The organism is Paenibacillus segetis (assembly GCF_014639155.1).
Lineage (GTDB): Bacteria > Bacillota > Bacilli > Paenibacillales > Paenibacillaceae > Fontibacillus > Fontibacillus segetis.
In genome coordinates, this window is record NZ_BMFT01000001.1 from 600046 (window position 1) to 622602 (window position 22557).

The following is a 22557-nucleotide window of genomic DNA, read 5'->3' on the forward strand; positions in this document are numbered from 1 at the left end:
GAGAAAAAAATGAAATCGTTGTCGGTATTTTTTAATGATTTGAAGGCTTCATTTAAGAAGCCTAAGGTGTTTATTCCTATCATCGTAGTTTTGTTTATTCCCGTGTTATATAGTGGGATGTTTCTAACGGCGTTTTGGGATCCTTATGGCAAAATGAATGAACTTCCTGTAGCGATAGTCAATCAGGATACAGGTGCCAACTATGAAGGTAAGTCACTTGAGGTTGGTAAAGATTTAGTTGAAGAATTAAAGAAAAGTGATGATTTCTCCTGGAGATTCGTTACCCGTGAAGAAGCGGACAAGGGTATGGAGAATGATGAATATTATATGACCATAGTTATCCCGGAAGATTTCTCTTCCAAAGCGACAACTTTGATGAATGAAACTCCGGAACCAGCTCAACTTATTTTTGAGCCAAATGAGGGCTATAATTTCTTAGCTGCCCAAATCGGTGGTACAGCGGTTAAAGAGATCAAAAGTAAAGTTTCTGCTAAAGTAACAGAAGCCTATACTGAAACTCTGTTCGACCAAGTACAAGAGATCTCCGGCGGATTAGGTGATGCTGGAGATGGGGCAAACACCCTGAAAGAAGGGGCTGTGAAACTCGATGATGGTGCGCTTAAGCTGAAAGAGAACTTGGCTAAACTAGTTGATGGAACAACCCAGTTGCAATCGGGTATTTCTCCTTTAAAAGATGGTGTTGGTTCACTTAGCCAAGGTGCTCAGGAACTACAAAATGGTTCTTCTACTCTAGCGAGTGGGTTGGATCAACTAACAGCGGCAGGTGCTCAACTTGAGGAAGGCGCTGTGAAAGCTAATGCTGGTGGTAAGCAATTACAAGCAGGATTACAATCTTCTTTAGAAGGTGCTAATACTTTAAGTGCGGGATTGAAATCTTCGGAAGAAGGTAGCGCCAAATTAGTCGCGGGTCTACAGTCTTCTGTTGACGGAACAGGCAAAGTTAGTGAAGGTGCCAAAGCCGTAGCTCAAGGCTTGGAGCAATTAGCGAAAGCAAGTCCTGAACTTGCAGAAAACCCTGCCGTACAGAAATTGTTGGCAGCAAGCCAAGCGGTAGCTACGGGTAGTGAACAGGTGTTGCAAGGTCAACAGCAACTACTGCAAGGAAGCAAAGAATTAAATGGAGCACAGAAACAATTGCTGCAAGGTAGTCAAAAGCTTGCTCAAGGACAAGAGCAGTTAGTGCAAGGTGCAACGCAAGTGACTGCCGGACAAGAACAGCTCGCAGCTGGTTTGAAGCAGTTTAACGGCAAATTGTCTGAAGCTGCAACCGGAGGTAAGAAACTTGCCGAAGGTTCTGGTAAGCTCAATAGTGGTGCACAGCAAATTCAAAGTGGTATGGACCAATTGTCTGGTGGTGTAGGTACGATCGCTAGTGGTTCTAAACAATTAGATAGCGGTGCTGGCGAATTGAAAGACGGTATGGAGAAGCTTACTGAAGGTTCCGGAGAATTGGCAACCAAGCTGAACGAAGCTGCTGATCAAACTTCAAGTGTGAAGAAAACAGATGCACTTGTAAACATGTACGCGCAGCCGATTGAAATTCAGGAGCATAAAGTCGATCCAGTACCTAACTATGGTACAGGATTCTCTCCTTACTTCTTATCTTTGGGACTGTTTGTAGGAGCACTGATCTCCACACTCGTTGTTCCAATTCGAGGATCTTCCACCCAGGAAGCAACGGGATGGAATCGTTTTGTTAGCAGAATGCTGGCATTTTCTTCAATGAGTTTGATTCAAGCTCTTCTAGCAGCTTTCGTAACATTGTATGGATTAGGGCTTGAAGTACAAAGTGTTCCTCTGTTCTATCTATTCACTTTCGTCACAAGTTTGTGTTACATGTTCATCATTCAAGCGCTTGTAACTTGGCTTGATAATCCAGGTCGTTTCATTGCGATCTTGATGCTGATCTTCCAATTGACAACCAGCGCAGGTACGTTCCCAATCGAACTGATTCCTAACTGGATGAAAGTGTTTAACCCATGGTTACCAATGACATATAGTGTCAGCGGGTATAAATCAGTTATCTCTAGTGGTCAATTCGGTATTACTTGGAGTCACATGGGTATTCTTATGATATTCGGACTCGTCTTCCTAGCGTTAACATTGGTATACTTCTTGCGTCATGATCGCAATGAAGAAGTTGGCAATGAAGCGGTATTGAGTGCATAAAGTGTAATAAATCTATAGAAGATTAACGGATTTCAAAGAAGCCTGTTCTCTGGTGTTGCAGCCAGTGAATGGGCTTTTTTGTATACCAAAAATTCATGACTTTTCCAAATGAATGACGATAGGTTGTACTTAGTGAAATTTGTCATAATATTCATCGTAAATTTGTAGCTATTAGTGCAAAAGAAAGAGAATATAGTGCAAAAACTCTGAGGGTATTTTCCGTTAGAATTAAAAGAAAAGCATATCGGATTTATTTGAAGTTTAGAAAGGTTGTGTATTCAATGAATCATACCGTTACTCCATCACGACAGGGACTTTATGATCCCGTATTTGAAAAAGACGCCTGTGGTATGGGTTTTGTCGCTCACATTAAGGGTCGGGCTTCCCATGATATCGTTAGCCAGGCACTGAGCATGTTAAGTAACATGGAGCACCGCGGCGGACAAGGTAGTGAACCTAACTCGGGTGACGGTGCAGGTATATTACTGCAAATCCCTCATCGCTTCTTCGACTATGAAACGCAAAGGCTTGGATTTACTTTACCTGAGCCAGGTCATTATGGAGTTGGCATGCTGTTCTTGCCACATGACGAGACTACACGTAAAGAGCAAGTAGCACAGCTAACTAAGATTATTGAAGCGGAAGGGCAACAACTACTAGGTTTCCGTACGGTTCCAACCCAAGACGACATGCTTGGTAAGTCAGCGAAGGAAGCGAAGCCGTTCGTTAGCCAAGTATTTATCGGTCGTGGTGAGGGGCTGAATAGTGAGCTTGATTTTGAACGTAAGCTATACGTCATTCGTCGCCAGGCGGAGCTGGCGATCAGATATGGTGGAGCTAATCAAGGGGATGCTTTTTACGTATCAAGTATTTCATGCCGAAAAGTGGTATACAAAGGGATGTTAACCACGGAACAGGTAGGAGAGTTTTACCTTGACTTACAAGATGAAAAGTTGGAGTCGGCAATTGCCATGGTTCACTCCAGATTTAGTACGAATACGTTCCCGAGCTGGGAACGGGCACATCCCTATCGTTTCATGATTCATAACGGTGAGATTAATACGCTACGTGGAAATGTGAACTGGATGCACGCACGTCAATCGATGTTCGTAAGTGAAGCTTTTGGAGATGACTTGGATAAAATCAAACCAGTTATTAACCCAGATGGCTCGGATACTGCGATGTTTGATAATACATTTGAGTTTTTATATCTCAGTGGGCGCTCTCTCCCACATGTGGCAATGATGATGGTACCTGAACCATGGGGCACTCATGATGATATGGATGAAGATAAGAAGGCATTTTATGAATATCACAGCTCGCTGATGGAACCGTGGGATGGACCAGCTGCGATGGGCTTCACCGATGGAGTGCAAATTGGAGCTATTCTGGATAGAAATGGACTTCGTCCATCACGTTACTATGTGACAAAAGATGACTTGATTGTGTTGTCATCCGAAGTTGGAGTACTCGATATTCCAGCGGAAAACGTGTTATATAAGGACCGCCTGCGTCCAGGCCGGATGCTGCTTGTCGATACGAAAGAAGGCCGGATTATATCTGACGCAGAAGTGAAGGCCTCTATCGCCAAAGAAAATCCATATCGTCAGTGGCTAGATGAGCACCTTATCACGCTAGAGGATTTACCTGAAGCACTAGAACTTCCCAAGGAAGCGCATGAGGATATCATTCGTCGTCAAATGGCATTTGGATACACGTACGAGGATTTACGTAAGGTACTGGAGCCGATGGCACTTACTGGGGCCGAAGGTCTGGGTTCCATGGGATATGATGCACCTTTAGCTGTTTTGTCTGATCGTCCGCAGCGGCTTTACAATTACTTCAAGCAGATGTTTGCGCAGGTGACAAACCCTCCAATCGATGCGATCAGAGAGGAGCTAGTTACTTCAACAGTAACGACGATTGGTCCAGAAAGAAACCTACTTAACCCGGAACCAGAGAGCTGCCGACAAATCAGATTAGAAGCACCCATTCTATCCAATGAGGATTTCGCCAAGCTACGGCATGTTCATCGTCCAGGTTTCAAATCGATGACTTTCCCGATTCTGTTTCCTGCGGCTGAAGGAGCTAAGGGACTGGAGCAAGCTATCGATACACTTTGCGCAGCTGCGGATCGTGCCATTGCTAAGGGACATAACATTCTAATCTTGTCCGACCGTGAAGTGGATAAAGAGAATGCGGCGATCCCTGCTTTGTTAGCCGTATCTAGCTTGCATCATCATCTCATTCTCCAGGAAACACGGACCAAAGTTAGTATTTTGCTCGAAACCGGTGAGCCACGGGAAGTTCATCATTTTGCGCTATTGTTAGGTTATGGAGTCAGTGCGGTGAATCCTTATCTCGCATTTGAGACATTGGGCGATATGATCGCACAAGGGATGTTACGAGGTATTTCCCATGAAAAGGCGACGAAAAATTTCATAAAGGCCGCAACGAAGGGGGTCATTAAGACTCTTTCCAAAATGGGTATTTCGACAATCCAGTCTTATCGGGGCGCACAAATCTTTGAGGCAGTTGGTCTCAATGAATCATTTGTGGATAAATACTTTACCTGGACACCAACGCGTATTGGTGGCATTGGCCTTGAAGAAGTGACGGTAGAGACATTGAATCATCATTCCCGGGCTTTTACAGATAAAGATGGAAATGATAAAGTGCTAGATTCCGGTGGGGATTATCAATGGAGAAGTGGCGGGGAGGAGCATTTATTTAATCCGCAAACCGTCCATTTACTACAACAGTCTGTTCGTACAGGTGATTATGGATTATATAAGAAATTCTCAACGCTTGTGCAAGGTGAGAATGAAAAGTTCTTGACGCTTCGTTCATTGCTTGAATTGAAACCTGTTGGACCTAAAGTACCACTTGATGAAGTGGAGTCAGCGGCTTCGATTATGCGACGCTTTAAGACGGGCGCGATGTCTTTTGGATCGATTAGTAAAGAAGCACATGAGACGATAGCGATAGCGATGAATCGTATCGGAGGCAAGAGTAACACGGGTGAAGGTGGGGAAGATCCCGCACGATTCATACCTGATAGTAACGGTGATTTACGCCGAAGTGCGATTAAGCAGGTAGCTTCTGGTCGATTTGGTGTTACGTCGCATTATCTAGTGAACGCAGATGAGATTCAAATCAAGATGGCACAGGGAGCGAAACCGGGTGAGGGCGGGCAACTTCCTGGCCAAAAGGTATACCCTTGGGTAGCGGAAGTGCGAGGTTCCACACCAGGCGTTGGGTTAATATCACCTCCACCTCATCATGATATTTATTCGATTGAGGATTTGGCTGAGCTGATCTTTGATCTCAAGAATGCGAATCAACACGCTCGTATTAATGTGAAGCTCGTGTCAGAAGCAGGAGTTGGTACGATCGCGGCTGGTGTAGCTAAAGGTCGTGCAGATGTGATCTTGGTAAGTGGTTACGATGGAGGAACGGGTGCCTCACCACAGAGCTCGATCCGTCACGCTGGATTACCTTGGGAACTTGGTCTGGCAGAGACACACCAGACACTTATGATAAATAATCTTCGTGATCGCGTCGTATTGGAGACGGACGGTAAAATGCTTAGTGGTCGTGACTTGGCTGTTGCTGCGCTGCTCGGAGCAGAAGAATATGGATTCTCGACTGCACCGTTAGTTGCCGTAGGCTGCATTATGATGCGCGTGTGCCAATTGGATACTTGTCCAGTTGGTGTGGCGACGCAAAACCCGGAACTGCGGAAGAACTTTGCTGGAGATCCACAGCATGTAGTTAATTTTATGACCTTTGTTGCTGAAGACTTAAGGGAATGGATGTCAGAGCTCGGCTTCCGCAGCTTGCAGGACATGATTGGTCGTACGGATTGTCTCGATACCGTTAAGGCCGTCCAGCATTGGAAGAAACGCGGCGTGGATCTTACACCACTTCTACATGTGCCAGTTCAACCAGAAGGAAGTAGCCGTTATTGTACACAACAACAGAATCATGCGCTAAATGAGACGCTCGATGTGACCCAGCTGCTTGATCTGGCTAAGCCGGCTTTGGAACGTGGAGAAGTCGTTAATGCTACATTGCCGATCTGTAATGTGAACCGAGCAACGGGTACGCTGCTAGGCAGTGAAGTGACACGTATTTACGGGGCCGCAGGACTACCTGAAGATATGATTCAATTTTCTTTTGAGGGATCAGCGGGTCAAAGCTTTGGGGCATTTGTGCCAAAAGGAATGACGCTCACCGTAATAGGGGATGCGAATGATTATATAGGCAAAGGATTATCAGGTGGTAAGGTGATCGTACAACCTTCGCCGCTGGCTACATTTGCTGCAGAAGATAATATCATAGTTGGTAATACCTCGTTCTATGGTGCGACTAGTGGCGAAGCTTATGTCCGTGGCATTGCGGGGGAACGGTTTGCTGTACGTAACTCAGGAGCTAACATCGTCGTCGAAGGCGTTGGTGACCATGGCTGTGAGTATATGACAGGTGGAATTGTAGCTGTTCTTGGTGGAACGGGACGTAACTTCGCAGCGGGAATGTCCGGTGGTATTGCCTACGTATTGGATACAGAAGGGGATCTAATTAACCGTTGCAATCTAGAAATGGTATTGCTGGAGCAAATTCAAGATACTGCTGAAGCTGATCAATTGCAGACATTGATTAGTCGCCATGTGCTCTATACCGAGAGTTCAGTGGGTCAGCAGATATTGGAGCATTGGAACGAATATCTTCCGAGGTTTGTACGGGTTATTCCAAAGGATTATAAACGAATGCTTCAGCAAATTCGTAAGGTTGAGGAGGAAGGATTACAAGGCGAAGCTGCTCTGTTGGCTGCTTTCGAAGCGAGTACCCGTGAACTAGCCCGCACAGGAAAATGAGAAATCTTTGCAAGAGCTGCATTGGGGGGGAATCCCGACAAGCAGCTCTTTTTTTTGTTTGTAATTATATCCCATTTGATAATTTTATATCAGATTGATAATATATTATCACGAATGGTTTTGGGTTGAAATAGTATTAGCTTGATTATAGTTAGGGAGTTGTGAAATTTCGTGGATGAACAGAGAGCAATACTTGAAACGTATTTTCCAATCGCCTCGTTAATAACATCAATCGTGGGTCCGAAATGCGAAGTTGTGATCCATGATATTTTCAATCCGGAGCAGTCTGTCATTTATCTTACGAATGGCCATATCAGCGGGCGCAAAGTCGGAGACGGGGCTACGGATTTGGTCTTGAAGCTATTGAAAGGAAATTTGAATCAAGATCAGCCGTTTATTGCCAACTATATCGCAGAAGGTCCAAATGGGCAGAAATTTCGATCATCCACCTATTTTATTCGCAATCACAAGGGGGAGTTGATCGGTTTAATGTGCATTAACATCGACATTACGCAAATGAAAATTGCCGAAGAGTGGATTCAGCATTTGCTATACGGTGACTCATCTGTAACGCCTCAGGTGAAAGAGGATCCTCCCGAAGAAAAGCAGGTTACGGAATACCTGCAAGGAAATGTCGAAGATTTATTGCGGCATATGATCAAAACGGTGCTGGGCAAATTGGATGTCACGAAAGATCGACTTACGTCGCATGAAAAGCAAGAGCTGGTGAAAGCATTGAATAATCAAGGTGTGTTCTTACTGAAGGGGGGCGTGTCTGAAGTCGCGAGGTCTTTAGGAATTTCGGAGCCTACGGTGTATCGGTATTTACAAAAGCTAAAGTGAGAACATGAAGCAACATGACGAAGGATGCAACTGGAGGTTTTAAAAGCATGACTAACTTTGATGAGATCATTAATCGCTATGGAACCAATTCTGCCAAATGGGATGGAATGGCTCAAGGAATGGACCGTGATATGATTGCGTTATCTGTAGCCGATATGGATTTACGTGCCCCACAAGCCATTATCGAAAAAATAGATCAAATGGCCCTGCATGGAATCTACGGATATACGGAGTTATTTCCGAAGTATTATGAAGCGACCCGTCACTGGCTCAAAAAAGCTTATGATTGGGAAATTCCAACCGATTGGATCGTGTTCTGTCCACGTATTGTTCAAGCTGTGTCTTTAATCATTCAGCAATTTACGGCTGTGGGCGACCGAATTCTGATGCATACCCCGGCTTATCAACCCATTGCGAATAGCATCACGGTTAATAACCGCGAACTGGTGGAGAGCCAGCTGCGACTGGAGAACGGCCGTTATGAGATTGACTTCGTCGATATGGAAGAGCAGATGAAGAAAGGCGTTAAGATGGTTATTCTCGTATCGCCTCATAATCCGGTTGGACGCGTATGGAGTATCGAGGAATTGACACGTATTGTTAAGCTTTGTGAGCAATATGATGCATGGATTGTTTCCGATGATATCCATGCCGATTTCGTATACGGGAACAATCAACACACAATCATTGCTACAATATCAGAGCAGGCAGCGGCAAGGTCTTTTGTCTGTACTTCTCCTGCAAAGACATTCAATTTGGCGAGTCTTGAAATTGCGAATATTGTTATTCCGAACCCTGTCCTACGTGAACAATTTCGACGTACACTGCTGCAATCAGGTATACATAACCCAACCTTCTTTGCAGTTCCAGCCACAGAGATAGCGTATACAGCATGTGATCAATGGTTAATGGAGCTACGAACTTACATTGTGGATAATATTGAATTTACGAAGGCATTCCTAGCGCAGCACATGCCAGAATTGAATGTGATTGAGCCAGAAGGCACTTATTTGTTATGGATGGACTGCAGGGCGGTTAGTCCTCATGATGAAGCTCTGCGACAATGGCTGATCGACGATGCGAAGGTGAATGTGAGTTTCGGCGCTTCCTTTGGGGCGGTAGGTGAAGGATTTATCCGGTTAAATGTAGCGACACCTAGAGCACTACTTCAAGAAGCATTGCACCGTATGAGTATGACTTATCCTCTTTGAAAAATTACAGAATACATAACCCTTAAAGGAGATGTTAAGAATGACTAATAATTCATTTCAAGTGATTTCTACAACCGAGGCACCGGGTGCAATTGGACCCTATTCCCAAGCGATTCGTATCGGTGGCCTCTTGTTCACATCCGGTCAATTAGGCATTGATGCGGCAACAGGGACAATGCCTGCAACCGTTGAAGAACAGGCGGAATGCTCCCTACGTAATGTAAAGTCGATTTTGGAAGCTGCCGGAACCGATATGAGTCATATCATCAAGACAACTGTATTCTTGCAAGATATGAATGATTTTCAAAAGGTAAATGATATCTATGCGAAATTCTTTACACAGCCATACCCTGCTCGAAGTGCAGTTCAAGTAGCACGTTTGCCGAAGGATGGTCTTGTAGAGATCGAGGTCATAGCAACGATCGAATAGACGATTCTTGTTAATGTTTGTTGACAAAGTATATATCCCTCTTTTGCGATCAGCTGTCCTGGAAGCTGTGAGCAGAAGGGGGATTCTATGTATCAGCCGCTAAAAACCCGATGTGCTAGGAGGAAAATGATGAACTGGCTGAAAAAAAGTTTGTTTCGAAAACTGTTAATCGGAATGTTGTTCGCTACGGTTGTTCCACTTCTCTTATCCAGTATAATTGCCTATTACACAACCTCAAACTCCATGAAACAACAAGTGATCGATTTGAATCACAATGCGATGGAAATTATCTCAAATAACCTCAAAATTTATTTTCAAGACCTGAATATGTTGACGGGTTCATTCTACGTTGATCCGGAGCTCATGAGTTACTTAAGATCAGAGGAAACCCCTGCACTTCAAAAAATCAGTATTTACAATAAGGTCAATGCAATGTACATCAGCCGTCTAGAGTTTCATGGTGTCCGTTATTTTAGCAATATGAAACAGCAATCCTTTACATCCTCGGATGTAGGGAATCGTGAAATGGATAAAATGCTAGAAGATTATGATGAGATTCAGGGTGAGTCTATTGTTTATAGCGTAAAGAGTCTAGGGGACAAAAGAATTCTACTCATGCAGAAAAATTTGATCGATTATCCGGAATCCACTATTCTCGGTACTTTGAATATTTATGTAGGACTCGACGAAATTGATAAATTGATCCAGTCTCAGGTATTGAAGGATAATGCCTACTTTTTGATGATAAACAATCAAAAGCAGCTTTTGTATACTTCCGTGGCAGACTCCGTAGCGGATACCGCAGAGGTCAGGGACATTCAAAGTAATTTACTAGTTAATAAAGGTTCATTTGAAGGAGAGATGGACGGTAAGAAGGGTGTATTTATATATATAAACAATACAAATGAAAACTTACCCTTTACCTTGGTGAAGTTTGTATCCGATTCAGTCATTAATGAATCAGCTTACAAAACGCTGAATCGTTCTACAATGATTCAATTGATGGCAGTTATTTTTGTAGTTATACTGGCCATTATCCTGTCATACTTCATCATTCTTCCAATCAAGCGATTACTTCGCAGTATGGCACGCGTCGAGCAAGGAAACTTTGATATTCGGAAGGATAGCCAAAGAGTAGATGAGCTTGGTATTTTAGAAGATCGCTTTTATATCATGGTTCGAAATCTGGATGATTTCATGAACCGGGAATATCGGAATCGTTTGGAATTGTCTACGGCGCAACTTAAGATGCTACAGGCTCAAATTAATCCTCATTTTTTATACAATACCATGCAATACATAGGTACGATCGCGTTAAAAATGAAGGCTTATGAAATCAGTGACAAAATCTCTGAACTCGGCTCAATTCTGCGATATAGCATGGATTTTCATACTGAAGTTGTGATGTTAGGAGACGAAATTAAACATATTGAAGACTACATGTCTATTCAAATGGGCCGATTCAAGAATAAATTATCCTACACCATGACTTGTTCGCCGAAAGCGATGTCCATAGAAGTTCCTAAGATGCTGTTACAGCCGTTTATTGAGAACAGTATTGTGCATGGCATTGAACAGGGACGCGGTTACGGGAGTATCCAGCTAGAAATTGACACCATACCTGACGAAGCTGTCTCTCCAATTCTTCGTATCCGCATTACCGATAACGGAAAGGGAATTAAGGAAGAGAAGATGGACGCGATTCGCAAGGAATACATGGAGGACAAGCTCCATTACGGACAAAACGGAATCGGAATTATTAATGTATTACAGCGATTGCGACTATCCTATGGTTCTGACTTCACATGGGAAATTACAAGTATTCCTTACGAGGCAACGACTATCTCTTTGTTCATTGTGTTGAATTCGCAGGAAATCATGGAGGAGATCCAATGAGAGTATTAATTGTCGACGATGAAGAACACGTTAGGGAGGGAATTGAACTCGCAATTGATTGGGATCAGTTCGGGATCAAGCAGCGATTTCAAGCGGAGAATGGATTGCAAGCCTTAGAAGTGATGAAACAACATAAACCGGAAATCGTGTTCTGTGATATGAGTATGCCAAAGATGAATGGAATTCAGTTGCTTGACCAGCTGAGGGGGGAATATCCAGATACGCATATTATCGTTGTTAGCGGATATAACGACTTTACGTATACCCGCGCAACGATCCGCGCGAATGGTGTGGACTACATCCTAAAACCTTTTAAAAGGCGAGACCTCGAGCAAGCATTGTCCAAAGCGGTAGCGCTTTGCAAGCAACGAGAAGATAGTATGCGCATGCAGCGAGATACAGAATTTCTTGTGCAGCAGGCAGATTATGTTGTCATGGAGCAAAAGATATCTCAGTTGATGAAGGGTGACAACACATACTTTTCGGAAATAAAAAAATATTGTGAGAAATCAGGCATCCCTACGTCACATTTACGTACGACTTTGATCTTGATGAGAAACGACTCACGATTGATCGAACAACGGTATAACGCCGAAGGAGGCCTATTCTCTTTTGCCATTAAGAACATGGCACAGGAGGCTTTCTCAGAATATGGGAATTATCTTTTGTTCCGCTTTGACGACCATTTGTGGATTTTAATGACGGGGGAAAAGCTCGATTACGAGATGACAAATAAATTAAAGCACTATGTTAATCATTTGACAGCGGCATGGAACTCGACCATTGGTTTGGACACTTTAGTGGGGTTTAGTGAGCGTGCATCTGATCTACATCATATTCAACAGCAGATCGTTAGTGCGCGGATTGCATTACTCCAATCCCCGATTTCTCCGGACCATCGACTAGAAGAACAAAAGCCGCTGTTGTCGAGTAAGGAAATGCTACTCAATATCGCCTTGGAGAATCGTAACAAGCTGTACGTTGAAGAAATCATACATCGCTTTGCTGAAGAACTCAGACAATGCGGGGATTTACGGCTCAAGGATCTCCAACTGTACACCAAGGAAGCGAATTACATGCTGGAGCGGGCAAGTCGTCAGATGAATAAGGATTTGGAAGATCTGTCTATTCCAATGTGGATAAGCGATATCACGGAGTGGGGGATGGCATGGATACAGCAGTGGTGGAGGTTAATTGAGGAATGCGGAGACAGCGGTTATGAGGGGCGCGGAATCCAAGTGATTCGTGAATATATTGAACAGCATTTTCATGAGAAAATTTCTTTAACTGGACTATCTGAACTATTTCATTTTAGCCCGCAATACATTGCCAAAAGATTCAAAGAAATGTACAACACCACCGTGATAACCTATCAAACGGAACTACAGATGCAAAAAGCCAAGTCGCTGCTGGAACATTCGGACATGCCGATTATTAAAATTGCAGAGGCGATCGGCTATCAGGATGAGAATTATTTCAGCAAAGTATTTCGTAAGCAGCATGGAATGCCTCCGTTAAAATATCGAAAGACTCTACGAGATTCATAAATTACTCTTTTTAGCGAAGATAATCTCTGTTTCCGTCATGTCGGAATTTGTAGAATAAAAGTGTAGCAAACAAAAAATAGGGGGAATACAGATGCGTAAGGTTATGTCAATGCTTCTTACAAGTGCTGTTGGTTTATCCTTAATCAGTGGATGCGCTGGAGGTACTGCAAGCAAGAATGAAGGTACAGCTAATGGTACCGGTACTTCTACTGAAGGAAAAGTAACGATTAAATTAATGGATTTCAAAACAGAAATCACCGATAAAATCAAAGCGATGGCAGCTGACTACATGGCTGAAAACCCTAACGTCAATATTGAAGCCCAAGTTACCGGCAACTATGACACATTGTTAAAGACACGCTTTTCAGCCGGAGATGGTCCAGATATTTTTATGACGAGAGCCTACACAGATATTCAAGGCTGGTCAGATCGACTCGTTGATCTATCCAATGAACCGTGGATGGACAAGGTGCTTCCTTCTTCTGAAGCGGGAATGACGGCCGATGGTAAGAAACTAGGTTTCCCACTTGCGGTGGAAGGATACGGCTTTATTTATAACAAAGACATCTTCGCAAAAGAAGGAATTGATAAATTACCTACGACGTTAACAGAACTCAAAGCAGTAAATGAAAAGTTAAAAGCAGCAGGTATTTCTTCTTACACAGAAGGTTATAAATCGTTCTGGGTACTTGGTCAACATTTATTCAACCTACCATTTGCATTTGAAAAAGATCCGGCAGCAACGATCGAGAAAATGTATGCAGGTGAAGTTAAAATGGCTGATATTAAAAATCTAGATGGATTCTTTGATGTACTAGATATGACGGTCGATTATGGTAAAGGTACAGATACAATTGGCCTTAGCTATGATAATCAGGTATCCGACTTTGCCTCTGGCAAAACAGCGATGATGCAACAAGGGGTATGGTCAATTGATGCGATCACCAAGATTAACCCGAACATGAATATCGGAATGTTTGCGATTCCGCTGAATGATAATCCAGAAGATACGAAAATGCCTGTTGGCGTATCAACGTACTACTCCATTAATAAAGATTCCAAAGTTATTGAAGAAAGCAAGAAGTTTTTGACTTGGTTGCATGAAAACGGACAGAAGTACATTGTAGATTCTTACAAAATGATTCCTGCTTTCACAGATTTGAATACTACACCTGAGTTAGGACCTTTGGCAGAAGATCTTGATAAGTATCTGAAGGATGAAAATACGTACATCTGGGCTTTCCAATTATGGCCATCCGGAATTGCAGAAGACTTCACAGTACCACTTCAAGCATATGTTGGCGGACATTTTGATAAAGAACAAACTATCACAGAATTACAGAAAATCTGGGATCAAAAAGTCAAAAAATAGGAATGATTGAACATGACAAATATAGCACGTGGACGCTGGATTTATGCCGCGTTTGTAGCACCTGCGATCATTTTCTTTACTTTAATTATTCTTATTCCATTCCTGAGAGCGATCATCTTCAGCTTTCAGGATTGGGATGGAATTAGCAGCAATATCGCTTGGATCGGTTGGGGGAACTACGAACGGTTACTTCATGATGAATCCTTCTGGAATTCCTTTAAATTTACCGTCAAATATGTTTTGGCCACGACCATTTTCTTGAATGTATTTGGATTAATGCTTGCTTTAGGTTTGAATCGCGCAATTAAAGGTAGAAATCTGTTGCGCACGGTCTTCTTCTTACCTTACGTGATGGGATCGGTTATCGTAGGTTTCATCTGGCAATTTATTATTACGAATTTATTTAATGAGATCGGGGTCTCGACAGGATGGGCTCTGTTTCAGAAAAACTGGTTGAGTCTGCCTGACTATGCGTTTTGGTCTATTGTGATGGTTGCGGTCTGGCAGTCCGTTGGGTATTTCATGATTATCTACTTGTCCGCGCTTCAAGGCGTATCTAAAGACTTGGTAGAAGCATCCGAGATCGATGGGGCAGGCTATTGGAGCAGAATGCGAAATGTTGTATTCCCATTAATTCGCCCAGCGATCACGATTAATTTATTCTTAGCGATTGCTAACGGTTTTAAGGGTTTCGACCTGAACTACTCGTTAACAGGCGGGGGACCCTTCGGAACAACACAATCCTTAGCGTATCATATCTATACTGAAGGGTTTGGAAGAAACTTGTTCACTTACGCTTCGGCGAAGGCGGTTATCTTCTTCCTCATTCTTGCTACTGTCACTATCGTTCAGTCAGCTGTGCTGAAACGTAGGGAGGTAGAATTATAATGCATCAACGTGAAAAGAGACTGAATTGGATTGTATTCACTGTATTAACGGTATTTGCAATTATTGTATTTTTTCCTTTGTATATCACGCTCGTCAATTCGATCAAATCCTATAATGAGGTTGTTTCATCCGTAGCATCGCTGCCAAGCACGTTCCGTTTTGAGAACTTTAAGACCGTGTGGAATCAGCTTAATTTTGGCGGCGTCCTAATGAACTCGCTTATTATTACGGTTGTTTCGGTGGTGGGAATCTTGGTAATCAGTGCACCTGCTGCTTATCAGTTTGTCCGCCGTCCGGGCTGGGTGAGTACGTTTTTGTTTATGCTCATCTTGTCGGCCCTAGTCATTCCGTTCCAGTCATTAATGATTCCACTTGTTAAAGTAGCGAGTGACTTGCACATTATGGATTCCATACCTGGAATCATCATCATGTATTGGGGCTTCGGAATTCCACTTGCCGTATTTCTATATCATGGTTTTGTTAAATCGATCCCACGTGAACTTGAAGAAGCGGCGATGATCGATGGTAACGGTGTAGTTGGTGCGTTCTATCGTATTGTCCTTCCGTTATTGAAACCGGTAACCACAACGATTGCGATTTTACATTCTTTATGGATTTGGAATGACTTCTTGCTTCCGTTGATTACGCTCAGCTCGGAGAAGAATCGCACAATACCGATCGCATCATCTGTATATTTTGGTCAGTACACGAACGAATGGCATTTGGCTATGGCAGCCTTAACCATGGCATCGATACCGGTCATTATATTCTTCATCTTTATGCAACGCAATATTATTGATGGGATTACGGCTGGTGCGGTCAAAGGTTAAGGGATAGCATCTCTATATTCTGAATTGTGAAATGCCCGTCACCCTTCTTTTTCGATGGGTGGACGGGCATTTGTTTGTTAGAAACTATCTTAGGATGCGAAGTAGATTTCGCAACCGATATGGGAGGCTTATATTGTGGTGATGAAATACGATTTAGGTACGGGCGATGATAAGAACTGGATCGTCGCGGAATCTTCATTCTCGAAGAATTTGCTGGGGAAAGCGGAGGCCATCATGTCCCTCGGCAACGGCTATATGGGATTAAGAAGTGCGACGGAGGAGCCTTATGTAGGTGAAGTAAGGAATTTATTCGTGGCCGGTACGTTTAATAAATCTGATAATTTGGAAGTATCCGAGCTCCCAAATGCAGCAGATGTGACCCGCATGGATATCCGTATTGACGGTGAACGCTTGGATGTGTCTTCCTCTCGAACGGTTGATTATATCCGTGCTTTAAATTTGAAAGTGGCAGAACTGACAAGATCATTTGTTTGGACGACGTCTTCAGGCAAGGACGTAGCATTGAAATTTAGAAGGTTCGTATCACTGGATAATTTGCATGTCATTGGCATGAAGATGGAGCTGGAGGCACTGACGGAGGCGATAGAGCTAAGTGTTGAGAGTGGTGTGAATGCACAAGTCTCCAATAGTGGTTCGCAACATTTTTATGAAGGTGAGAAACGGATTTATGATAAAAAGTATGTTGAGATGGTTACGAAAACCGTGGAATCTGAGATTGATTTCATGTTTCATACCGTTCATCATGCAAAAGTTGGCGAAATAGAACTGAATCAGCCGTTCATGCGGATGGATCGGAGAATCATCAATCTAACCTATAAGTGTTCTGTCACCAAGGGACAGAAGTTTTCGCTCGAGAAAATAACGACTGTGCATACCTCACGGGACCAATCTTTTGCAGGAATGATTCTACAGGAAATGCGTGACCAGGCGTTATCGACGTTGAAGGCTTGTGCTGCTGAAGGGTATGATTCATTGCTCCAGAAGCATGCAATCGCATGGGAGCGCAAGGTTTGGAGTTTGTACAAGTTAAACATTGAATCGGATAATGAATTCGACATGCTTGCAGCCAGATTTGCCCTATATCACTTAACGGTCATGGCTCCGGCACATGATGAGCGGATGGGGATTGCGGCCAAGGGACTGAGTGGAGAAGGGTATCAAGGTCACTCCTTCTGGGATACAGAGATGTTCATTCTGCCATTCTTCATTTATTCGAATCCAGAAGTAGCTCGTTCCCTATTGACCTATCGCTACCTGGGTTTGGAAGGTGCAAGGAAGAAAGCGGAGAGTAATGGTTACGAAGGAGCCATGTATCCTTGGGAGGCGGCATGGCCAAGTGATGGTGAGATGGCCCAGGAGTGGGGTCGTGTAGATATCGTTACTGGGAAGCAAACCAAGATTTGGACAGGCTTTATTGAGCAGCACATTACTGCCGATGTTGCATTTGCAGTGTGGCAATATTACATGGTTACAGCCGACCAGGCATTTATGGATATGTACGGTTATGAGATCATCTTTGATACGGCAAGATTCTGGGCTAGCCGATTAGAATGGAATGACAACAAGCAGCAGTATTGCATTAATGATGTGATCGGCCCTGATGAATACAAGGAGCATGTAGACAACAATGCGTTTACGAATTACTTTGCGCATTTTAACATGGAGCTTGCAATGAAGTATTATAAGGAGCTTAAAGAGAGCAACCCCGAAGTATTCCAGAAATTAAATGAAACCTTGAAGTTGGATCAGGCAATAACGGAATGGCATGATCGTATTGATAAAATCTACTTGCCGCAGCCAAGCGACAAAGATCTTGTTGTCCCACAGGATGATACCTATTTGACGAAGGAAATTATCGATTTAACGAAATACAAGAATCAAAGTCATGTGAATACAATCTTTGAAGATTATAGTCTGGAGCAACTAAGTGACATTCAAGTTTCGAAGCAGGCCGATTTAATGATACTCTTCTACTGGCTAGAGGATAAGTTCAGTAAGGAAGTGAAAATTGCCAACTACAATTATTATGAACCAAAGACGATTCACGACTCTTCACTAAGCTTATCGACGCATAGTATTCTTGCGAATGATCTGAATGATCAGCCGCTTGCCTATCAATTATTTAAACAAGCCTGCGAGATTGATTTGGGACCGGAAATGAAATCTTCCGATTTAGGTATGCATACGGCTTCGATCGGGGGCATTTGGCAAGTGATCGTAATGGGTTTCGCGGGAATGCGTATGATGCATGGAGAACTTAGAATGAATCCGAAGCTTCCAGCCCATTGGAACAAGCTAGAGTTCATGGTCAACTGGAAAGGACAACGGTTAGAAGTTGTGATTACAAAGGATCAACTATTAGTTACGGCGATGGACCGCAAACCTGTCAAGCTTGAAGTCTATGGCACCGAGTATCGTTTTGATCATATGCTAACGGTTTGTCTGGCAGAGGGGGATAACTAGCATGAAGCTTCAAGCTGTTTTGTTTGATTTAGATGGTGTCATTACCGATACCGCAGAGTACCATTTCCTGGCGTGGAAGCAGATGTCTGACCAGATTGGGATTGAAATTGATCGTGAGTTTAATGAAAAGCTTAAAGGAATCAGTCGTATGGAGTCCCTAGAGCGTATTTTAGTGCATGGAAAGAAAGTGGACGAGTTTACTTCTGAGCAACGCGAGCAATTGGCGAAAGCAAAGAACGATCATTATGTTTCATTGCTAATCCACCTTACGCCTGAGCATACCTATCCGGGCATTACAGAACTGCTGGAACAGCTTCGTGAGCACCATATTCCGGCCATACTGGCATCAGCAAGTAAGAATGCGCCCCAGATTCTAGCATCTTTAGGACTGGCAGATAAGTTCCAGTACATTGTGAGTCCTGACGGAATTCCTGGCAAACCGGCTCCAGATATATTCTTAAAGGGAGCTGAAGCGGTTGGGGCTGACCCGTTATATTGCATCGGCATCGAAGATGCGCAAGCGGGTATTGAAGCGATTAAGGCGGCTGGCATGTACGCGGTTGGGATTGGCGAGCATGATCTATTACAATCCGCAGGGGCGGATATCGTGTACAATAGTACAACACATTTAAATCTGTCTTCATTGCTACAAATGGCGGGGATGAAGTAATAGAAGACCCGGTTTATTCGCGATAATGATTGTTTCATGAAAGAGGGTGTTCGTTTACGAGCACTCTCTTTATTGTTTTTCCTGGTTCCAAATATGGTAAACTGGCAAAAAAGGACATTAACAAGTCTTCTCTGAATAAGGAGTGTGAAAGAAATGAACCAGGAACCAGTCGTTCGAATTATGGGCGTCAGCAAAAAGATCGGATCCAAAACGTTAATTGATAATCTAACGCTAGATATTCCGGCGGGTCAGGTATTTGGTTTTCTTGGTCCTAACGGATCTGGAAAGACGACGACGATTCGCATGATGGTCGGGTTAATGTCGATTACCAAAGGAGAAATTCTGATTCAAGGTTCTAGTATAAAAAGCCAGTTTGAGCAGGCCATTTCTCATGTCGGTGCTATTGTTGAGAATCCGGAAATGTATAAGTTTCTTACGGGGTATCAGAATCTGCTGCACTATGCCCGAATGTCACCAGGAGTTACTGAGGAGAGAATCATGGAAGCAGTAAAGCGCGTTGGAATGGAGCATCGCATTCACGATAAAGTGAAGACGTATTCACTTGGAATGCGTCAGCGCCTGGGTGTAGCTCAAGCTATTTTGCATCGTCCTCGGCTTCTAATATTGGACGAGCCTACGAACGGTCTTGATCCACAAGGAATCCGTGAACTCCGTGATTATTTACGGGAGTTATCTCGGGAGGAAGGGATAACTGTATTCGTATCAAGCCATCTGCTGTCTGAAATGGAGCTTATGTGCGATACGGTAGCGGTTATTCAACAAGGACGTCTTATTGATGTAAGAGTGCTTAAAACGGGGGATAAAGAAGGAGAACAGCGGGAAATCGCCTTTGAAGTCAATGACCCGCAGCGAGCAAAAGCTATTATTGGAGAAGGAAGAATTGAAGATAGCCGTCTTATTGTGAATGTGAACCGGGAGAAAATCTCGGAAATCAATGCAAAGCTAGTGATGTCGGGTATTTCTGTATATGCCATTAACAACGTAACACGTTCACTCGAAGATCAATTTTTGGAGATAACAGGGGGTGGGCATATTGGGTAGTTTCCTACAGCTTGTCCAAAACGAGAATATGAAAATATATCGAAGACTGCGTACCTGGATCATGTTCGGGCTTACTGCTTTGTTAACGGTAATGTTCGGCGTGTTGTTCTCTCTTGAAGGCGGAAAGAGTGTACTGAGCCATTGGGATGTCTTGTCTCAGTTATATTTTCTGTATTTCCTCGTTACTATCTTTGCGGTCATTGTTGCTGCTGACATTGTGGCCGGCGAGTTTACTTGGGGAACGATAAAGTTACTGTTAATTCGCCCTTGGAATCGCACCAAAGTACTATTGTCCAAGCTGATCGCAGTGATATTATTTTCGTTAGCTTTAACTGCGGTATTTATGATTGCGGCGACGGCTATTTCGTTTCTTCTTTTCCATAAAGATTCCTCTGATATCTTTGCTCAAGGAGACAGCCCGTTGCGATATATCATGGAGAGTTTGCTATATAAATATATCGACCTCTTGGTGATTACCGTATTCTCGTTTATGATCTCCACGGTATTTCGGTCGGGAGGGATCGCGATCGGGCTATCGATGTTTATTTTATTTGCTGGGAACATCTTTACCATGTTGTTTAGTCCAGAGCGCTATTCGTGGGCGAAATATATCTTATTTGTTAATATGGACTTAAGCAAATATATGAATGGAGGCAATGTACCAGAAGGTATGACACTTGCGTTCTCCTCATCTGTCCTGGCAATCTATGTGGCATTGTTCTTGATTATTTCATGGATAGTGTTTCAAAAGAGAGATGTGGCGGCTTAGTCTTTCTATTCATATCTAATTGATCCGATTTGACCAGTACAGCCCGAGGCGAGGATTATCCAGCTTCGGGCTGTACTACTTTTTTTACCTTTTCTTTGACGACAGATACCGGTGCTTTCTCCATCTTGCTATTTCCGTTGAGAATGCCACCTTCCATAATGATGAGATTGACTACATGCACACTTCCGTCGACTTGACCGTTACTTGTAATGGTCAATTTACCGTGTGAGATGATATCGCCGATCACCTTGCCAGCAACGATAACTTCCGATGCTTTGATGTTTGAACTGGCTTCGCCGCTCTCTCCGATAATGAGTTCACCAAGACAATGAATCTCACCATGAAATTTCCCCTCGATCCGCAGATTTGCTTCGCAATGGAGGTTCCCTTCAACTACAGTACCTTGGCCGATTAATGTATCTGTTGTCCGGAATACTTTTTTATTATTTTTTAACATAATGGATTATCCTCTCTTGATAAAGTGAATTTATTGTTTAAGGTAGGGAAGCGGATCAATGGGTTTATTCTGTTTAACAATTTCGAAATGCAGATGTGAGCCAGTGCTTCTTCCTGTGTTTCCTACGCTACCGATGGTTTGACCCTTGGTAACGGTGTCTCCCTCTGAGACCTTGATTTCACTGAGGTGTAAATACCAGCTTTCTAGGCCATCGGGATGTTTGATGATAATGTACTTTCCGTGAGAGCTGTCTTTGTCCGTAGTCACAACTTGACCAGCACCAGCTGCATATACGGGATCTCCAATCTTGCCTGAGATGTCGATACCGGCATGAAAAGCAGCTTTTCCAGTGAATGGATCGGTACGATAGCCAAAGTTAGATGTCAGTCTTTTGGATGGTGTAGGCCATTCCGAAGGAGTTCCTGACAGGGAGTACTGTGTTTGTGTGGCTCTATTAATTGTCACGGGAACGTTTTTCTCCATCTCATCCAGCAATGTGTTCATAGCCTGTAGATCAGCGCTGGTCTCTTTGGCTAAGTTATCAATTTCGTTGTCATGCACAGCGATATATTCTCCGCCGACACCTAGTGAATCATCGTCATAACTATCACTATCTAACGAAATGGATGATAAATTGCTGAGTTCTTCTTGATTGCCGTATTTATTAATAAATTTTTGGAGTTCAGCCTCAAGCTCCACGACACGTTCCATCCGGTCCATCATTCCTTTCGATTGCCCGGAAAGAGTGACAACTTCGTTCTGGAGTCTCTGTATCGCTTCGTCTCTGTCCGATACCAAGGCTTCAAATTGTATATTCTGCCCCATAAGTTGCCCCTCAAGCTGTGAGATGGTCCGAGTAGAATTTATGTGCATACTGACGATCAGACCTGAAATAGAAAGTAGGGCAACCATCGGGACAGCGACAATAAGCGGCTTGGATATTCGAATTTGTTTGACGGGCTGATTTGCGTCCCTAAGGACAAGAAGCGTCATCTGATTACATAAACTAGCACTTTTCATGGCATCTCCTT

Annotated in this window: 16 protein-coding genes; 14 read left to right on the plus strand and 2 right to left on the minus strand. The window is 43.3% G+C overall.

The window, feature by feature from the left end:
• Positions 1 to 9 precede the first annotated feature (9 nt).
• The 14 genes from IEW05_RS02540 to IEW05_RS02605 all read left to right on the plus strand — a co-directional run bounded on the left by IEW05_RS02540 (position 10) and on the right by IEW05_RS02605 (position 21069).
• Positions 10 to 2190, plus strand: coding sequence for a YhgE/Pip domain-containing protein (locus IEW05_RS02540; RefSeq protein WP_188535521.1), 2181 nt, complete (start codon positions 10 to 12; stop codon positions 2188 to 2190).
• 281 nt (positions 2191 to 2471) lie between these two features.
• Positions 2472 to 7067: a glutamate synthase large subunit gene (gene gltB, locus IEW05_RS02545; RefSeq protein WP_188535523.1), complete on the plus strand. Its 4596-nt coding sequence runs from the start codon at positions 2472 to 2474 to the stop codon at positions 7065 to 7067.
• Between the two features lie 171 nt (positions 7068 to 7238).
• Complete coding sequence (locus IEW05_RS02550) at positions 7239 to 7910, plus strand: helix-turn-helix transcriptional regulator (RefSeq protein ID WP_188535525.1); 672 nt, start codon at positions 7239 to 7241, stop codon at positions 7908 to 7910.
• A gap of 47 nt (positions 7911 to 7957) precedes the next feature.
• Entirely contained in the window at positions 7958 to 9121 is a 1164-nt protein-coding gene (locus IEW05_RS02555; protein WP_188535527.1) for a MalY/PatB family protein, read from the plus strand.
• A 40-nt stretch (positions 9122 to 9161) separates the two neighbouring features.
• Complete coding sequence (locus tag IEW05_RS02560; RefSeq protein ID WP_188535529.1) at positions 9162 to 9551, plus strand: RidA family protein; 390 nt, start codon at positions 9162 to 9164, stop codon at positions 9549 to 9551.
• Positions 9552 to 9680: 129 nt separating this feature from the next.
• On the plus strand, positions 9681 to 11447 hold the full coding sequence (locus tag IEW05_RS02565; protein WP_188535531.1) for a sensor histidine kinase: 1767 nt from the start codon (positions 9681 to 9683) through the stop codon (positions 11445 to 11447).
• Positions 11444 to 12994 (plus strand): response regulator transcription factor, encoded by a 1551-nt coding sequence (locus IEW05_RS02570; protein WP_188535533.1) that lies wholly within the window; start codon positions 11444 to 11446, stop codon positions 12992 to 12994. The genes IEW05_RS02565 and IEW05_RS02570 overlap by 4 nt, the downstream gene beginning before the upstream one ends.
• A gap of 91 nt (positions 12995 to 13085) precedes the next feature.
• The gene (locus tag IEW05_RS02575) at positions 13086 to 14366 is read left to right on the plus strand and encodes an ABC transporter substrate-binding protein (RefSeq protein ID WP_188535535.1); all 1281 of its coding nucleotides are present in this window, start codon (positions 13086 to 13088) and stop codon (positions 14364 to 14366) included.
• Positions 14367 to 14378: 12 nt separating this feature from the next.
• Positions 14379 to 15254 carry a carbohydrate ABC transporter permease gene (locus IEW05_RS02580; protein WP_188535537.1) on the plus strand — a complete coding sequence of 292 codons (876 nt, stop codon included), beginning with the start codon at positions 14379 to 14381 and terminating at the stop codon, positions 15252 to 15254.
• Positions 15254 to 16084, plus strand: a complete 831-nt coding sequence (locus tag IEW05_RS02585; protein ID WP_188535539.1) for a carbohydrate ABC transporter permease — start codon at positions 15254 to 15256, stop codon at positions 16082 to 16084. Before IEW05_RS02580 ends, IEW05_RS02585 begins: the two co-directional genes overlap by 1 nt.
• Before the next feature lie 138 nt (positions 16085 to 16222).
• Complete coding sequence (locus tag IEW05_RS02590) at positions 16223 to 18568, plus strand: glycoside hydrolase family 65 protein (protein ID WP_188540695.1); 2346 nt, start codon at positions 16223 to 16225, stop codon at positions 18566 to 18568.
• A gap of 1 nt (position 18569) precedes the next feature.
• Positions 18570 to 19238 (plus strand): beta-phosphoglucomutase, encoded by a 669-nt coding sequence (pgmB, locus tag IEW05_RS02595; protein WP_188535541.1) that lies wholly within the window; start codon positions 18570 to 18572, stop codon positions 19236 to 19238.
• Positions 19239 to 19391: 153 nt separating this feature from the next.
• Positions 19392 to 20300, plus strand: coding sequence for an ABC transporter ATP-binding protein (locus IEW05_RS02600; RefSeq protein WP_188535543.1), 909 nt, complete (start codon positions 19392 to 19394; stop codon positions 20298 to 20300).
• The gene (locus IEW05_RS02605; RefSeq protein ID WP_308420366.1) at positions 20284 to 21069 is read left to right on the plus strand and encodes an ABC transporter permease; all 786 of its coding nucleotides are present in this window, start codon (positions 20284 to 20286) and stop codon (positions 21067 to 21069) included. The genes IEW05_RS02600 and IEW05_RS02605 overlap by 17 nt, the downstream gene beginning before the upstream one ends.
• Positions 21070 to 21124: 55 nt before the next feature.
• On the opposite strand, the gene IEW05_RS02610 is transcribed toward IEW05_RS02605, so the two are convergent.
• On the minus strand, positions 21125 to 21526 hold the full coding sequence (locus IEW05_RS02610; RefSeq protein ID WP_188535545.1) for a bactofilin family protein: 402 nt from the start codon (positions 21524 to 21526) through the stop codon (positions 21125 to 21127).
• A gap of 30 nt (positions 21527 to 21556) precedes the next feature.
• Entirely contained in the window at positions 21557 to 22546 is a 990-nt protein-coding gene (locus tag IEW05_RS02615) for a M23 family metallopeptidase (protein ID WP_188535547.1), read from the minus strand.
• Between the last annotated feature and the right edge of the window lie 11 nt (positions 22547 to 22557).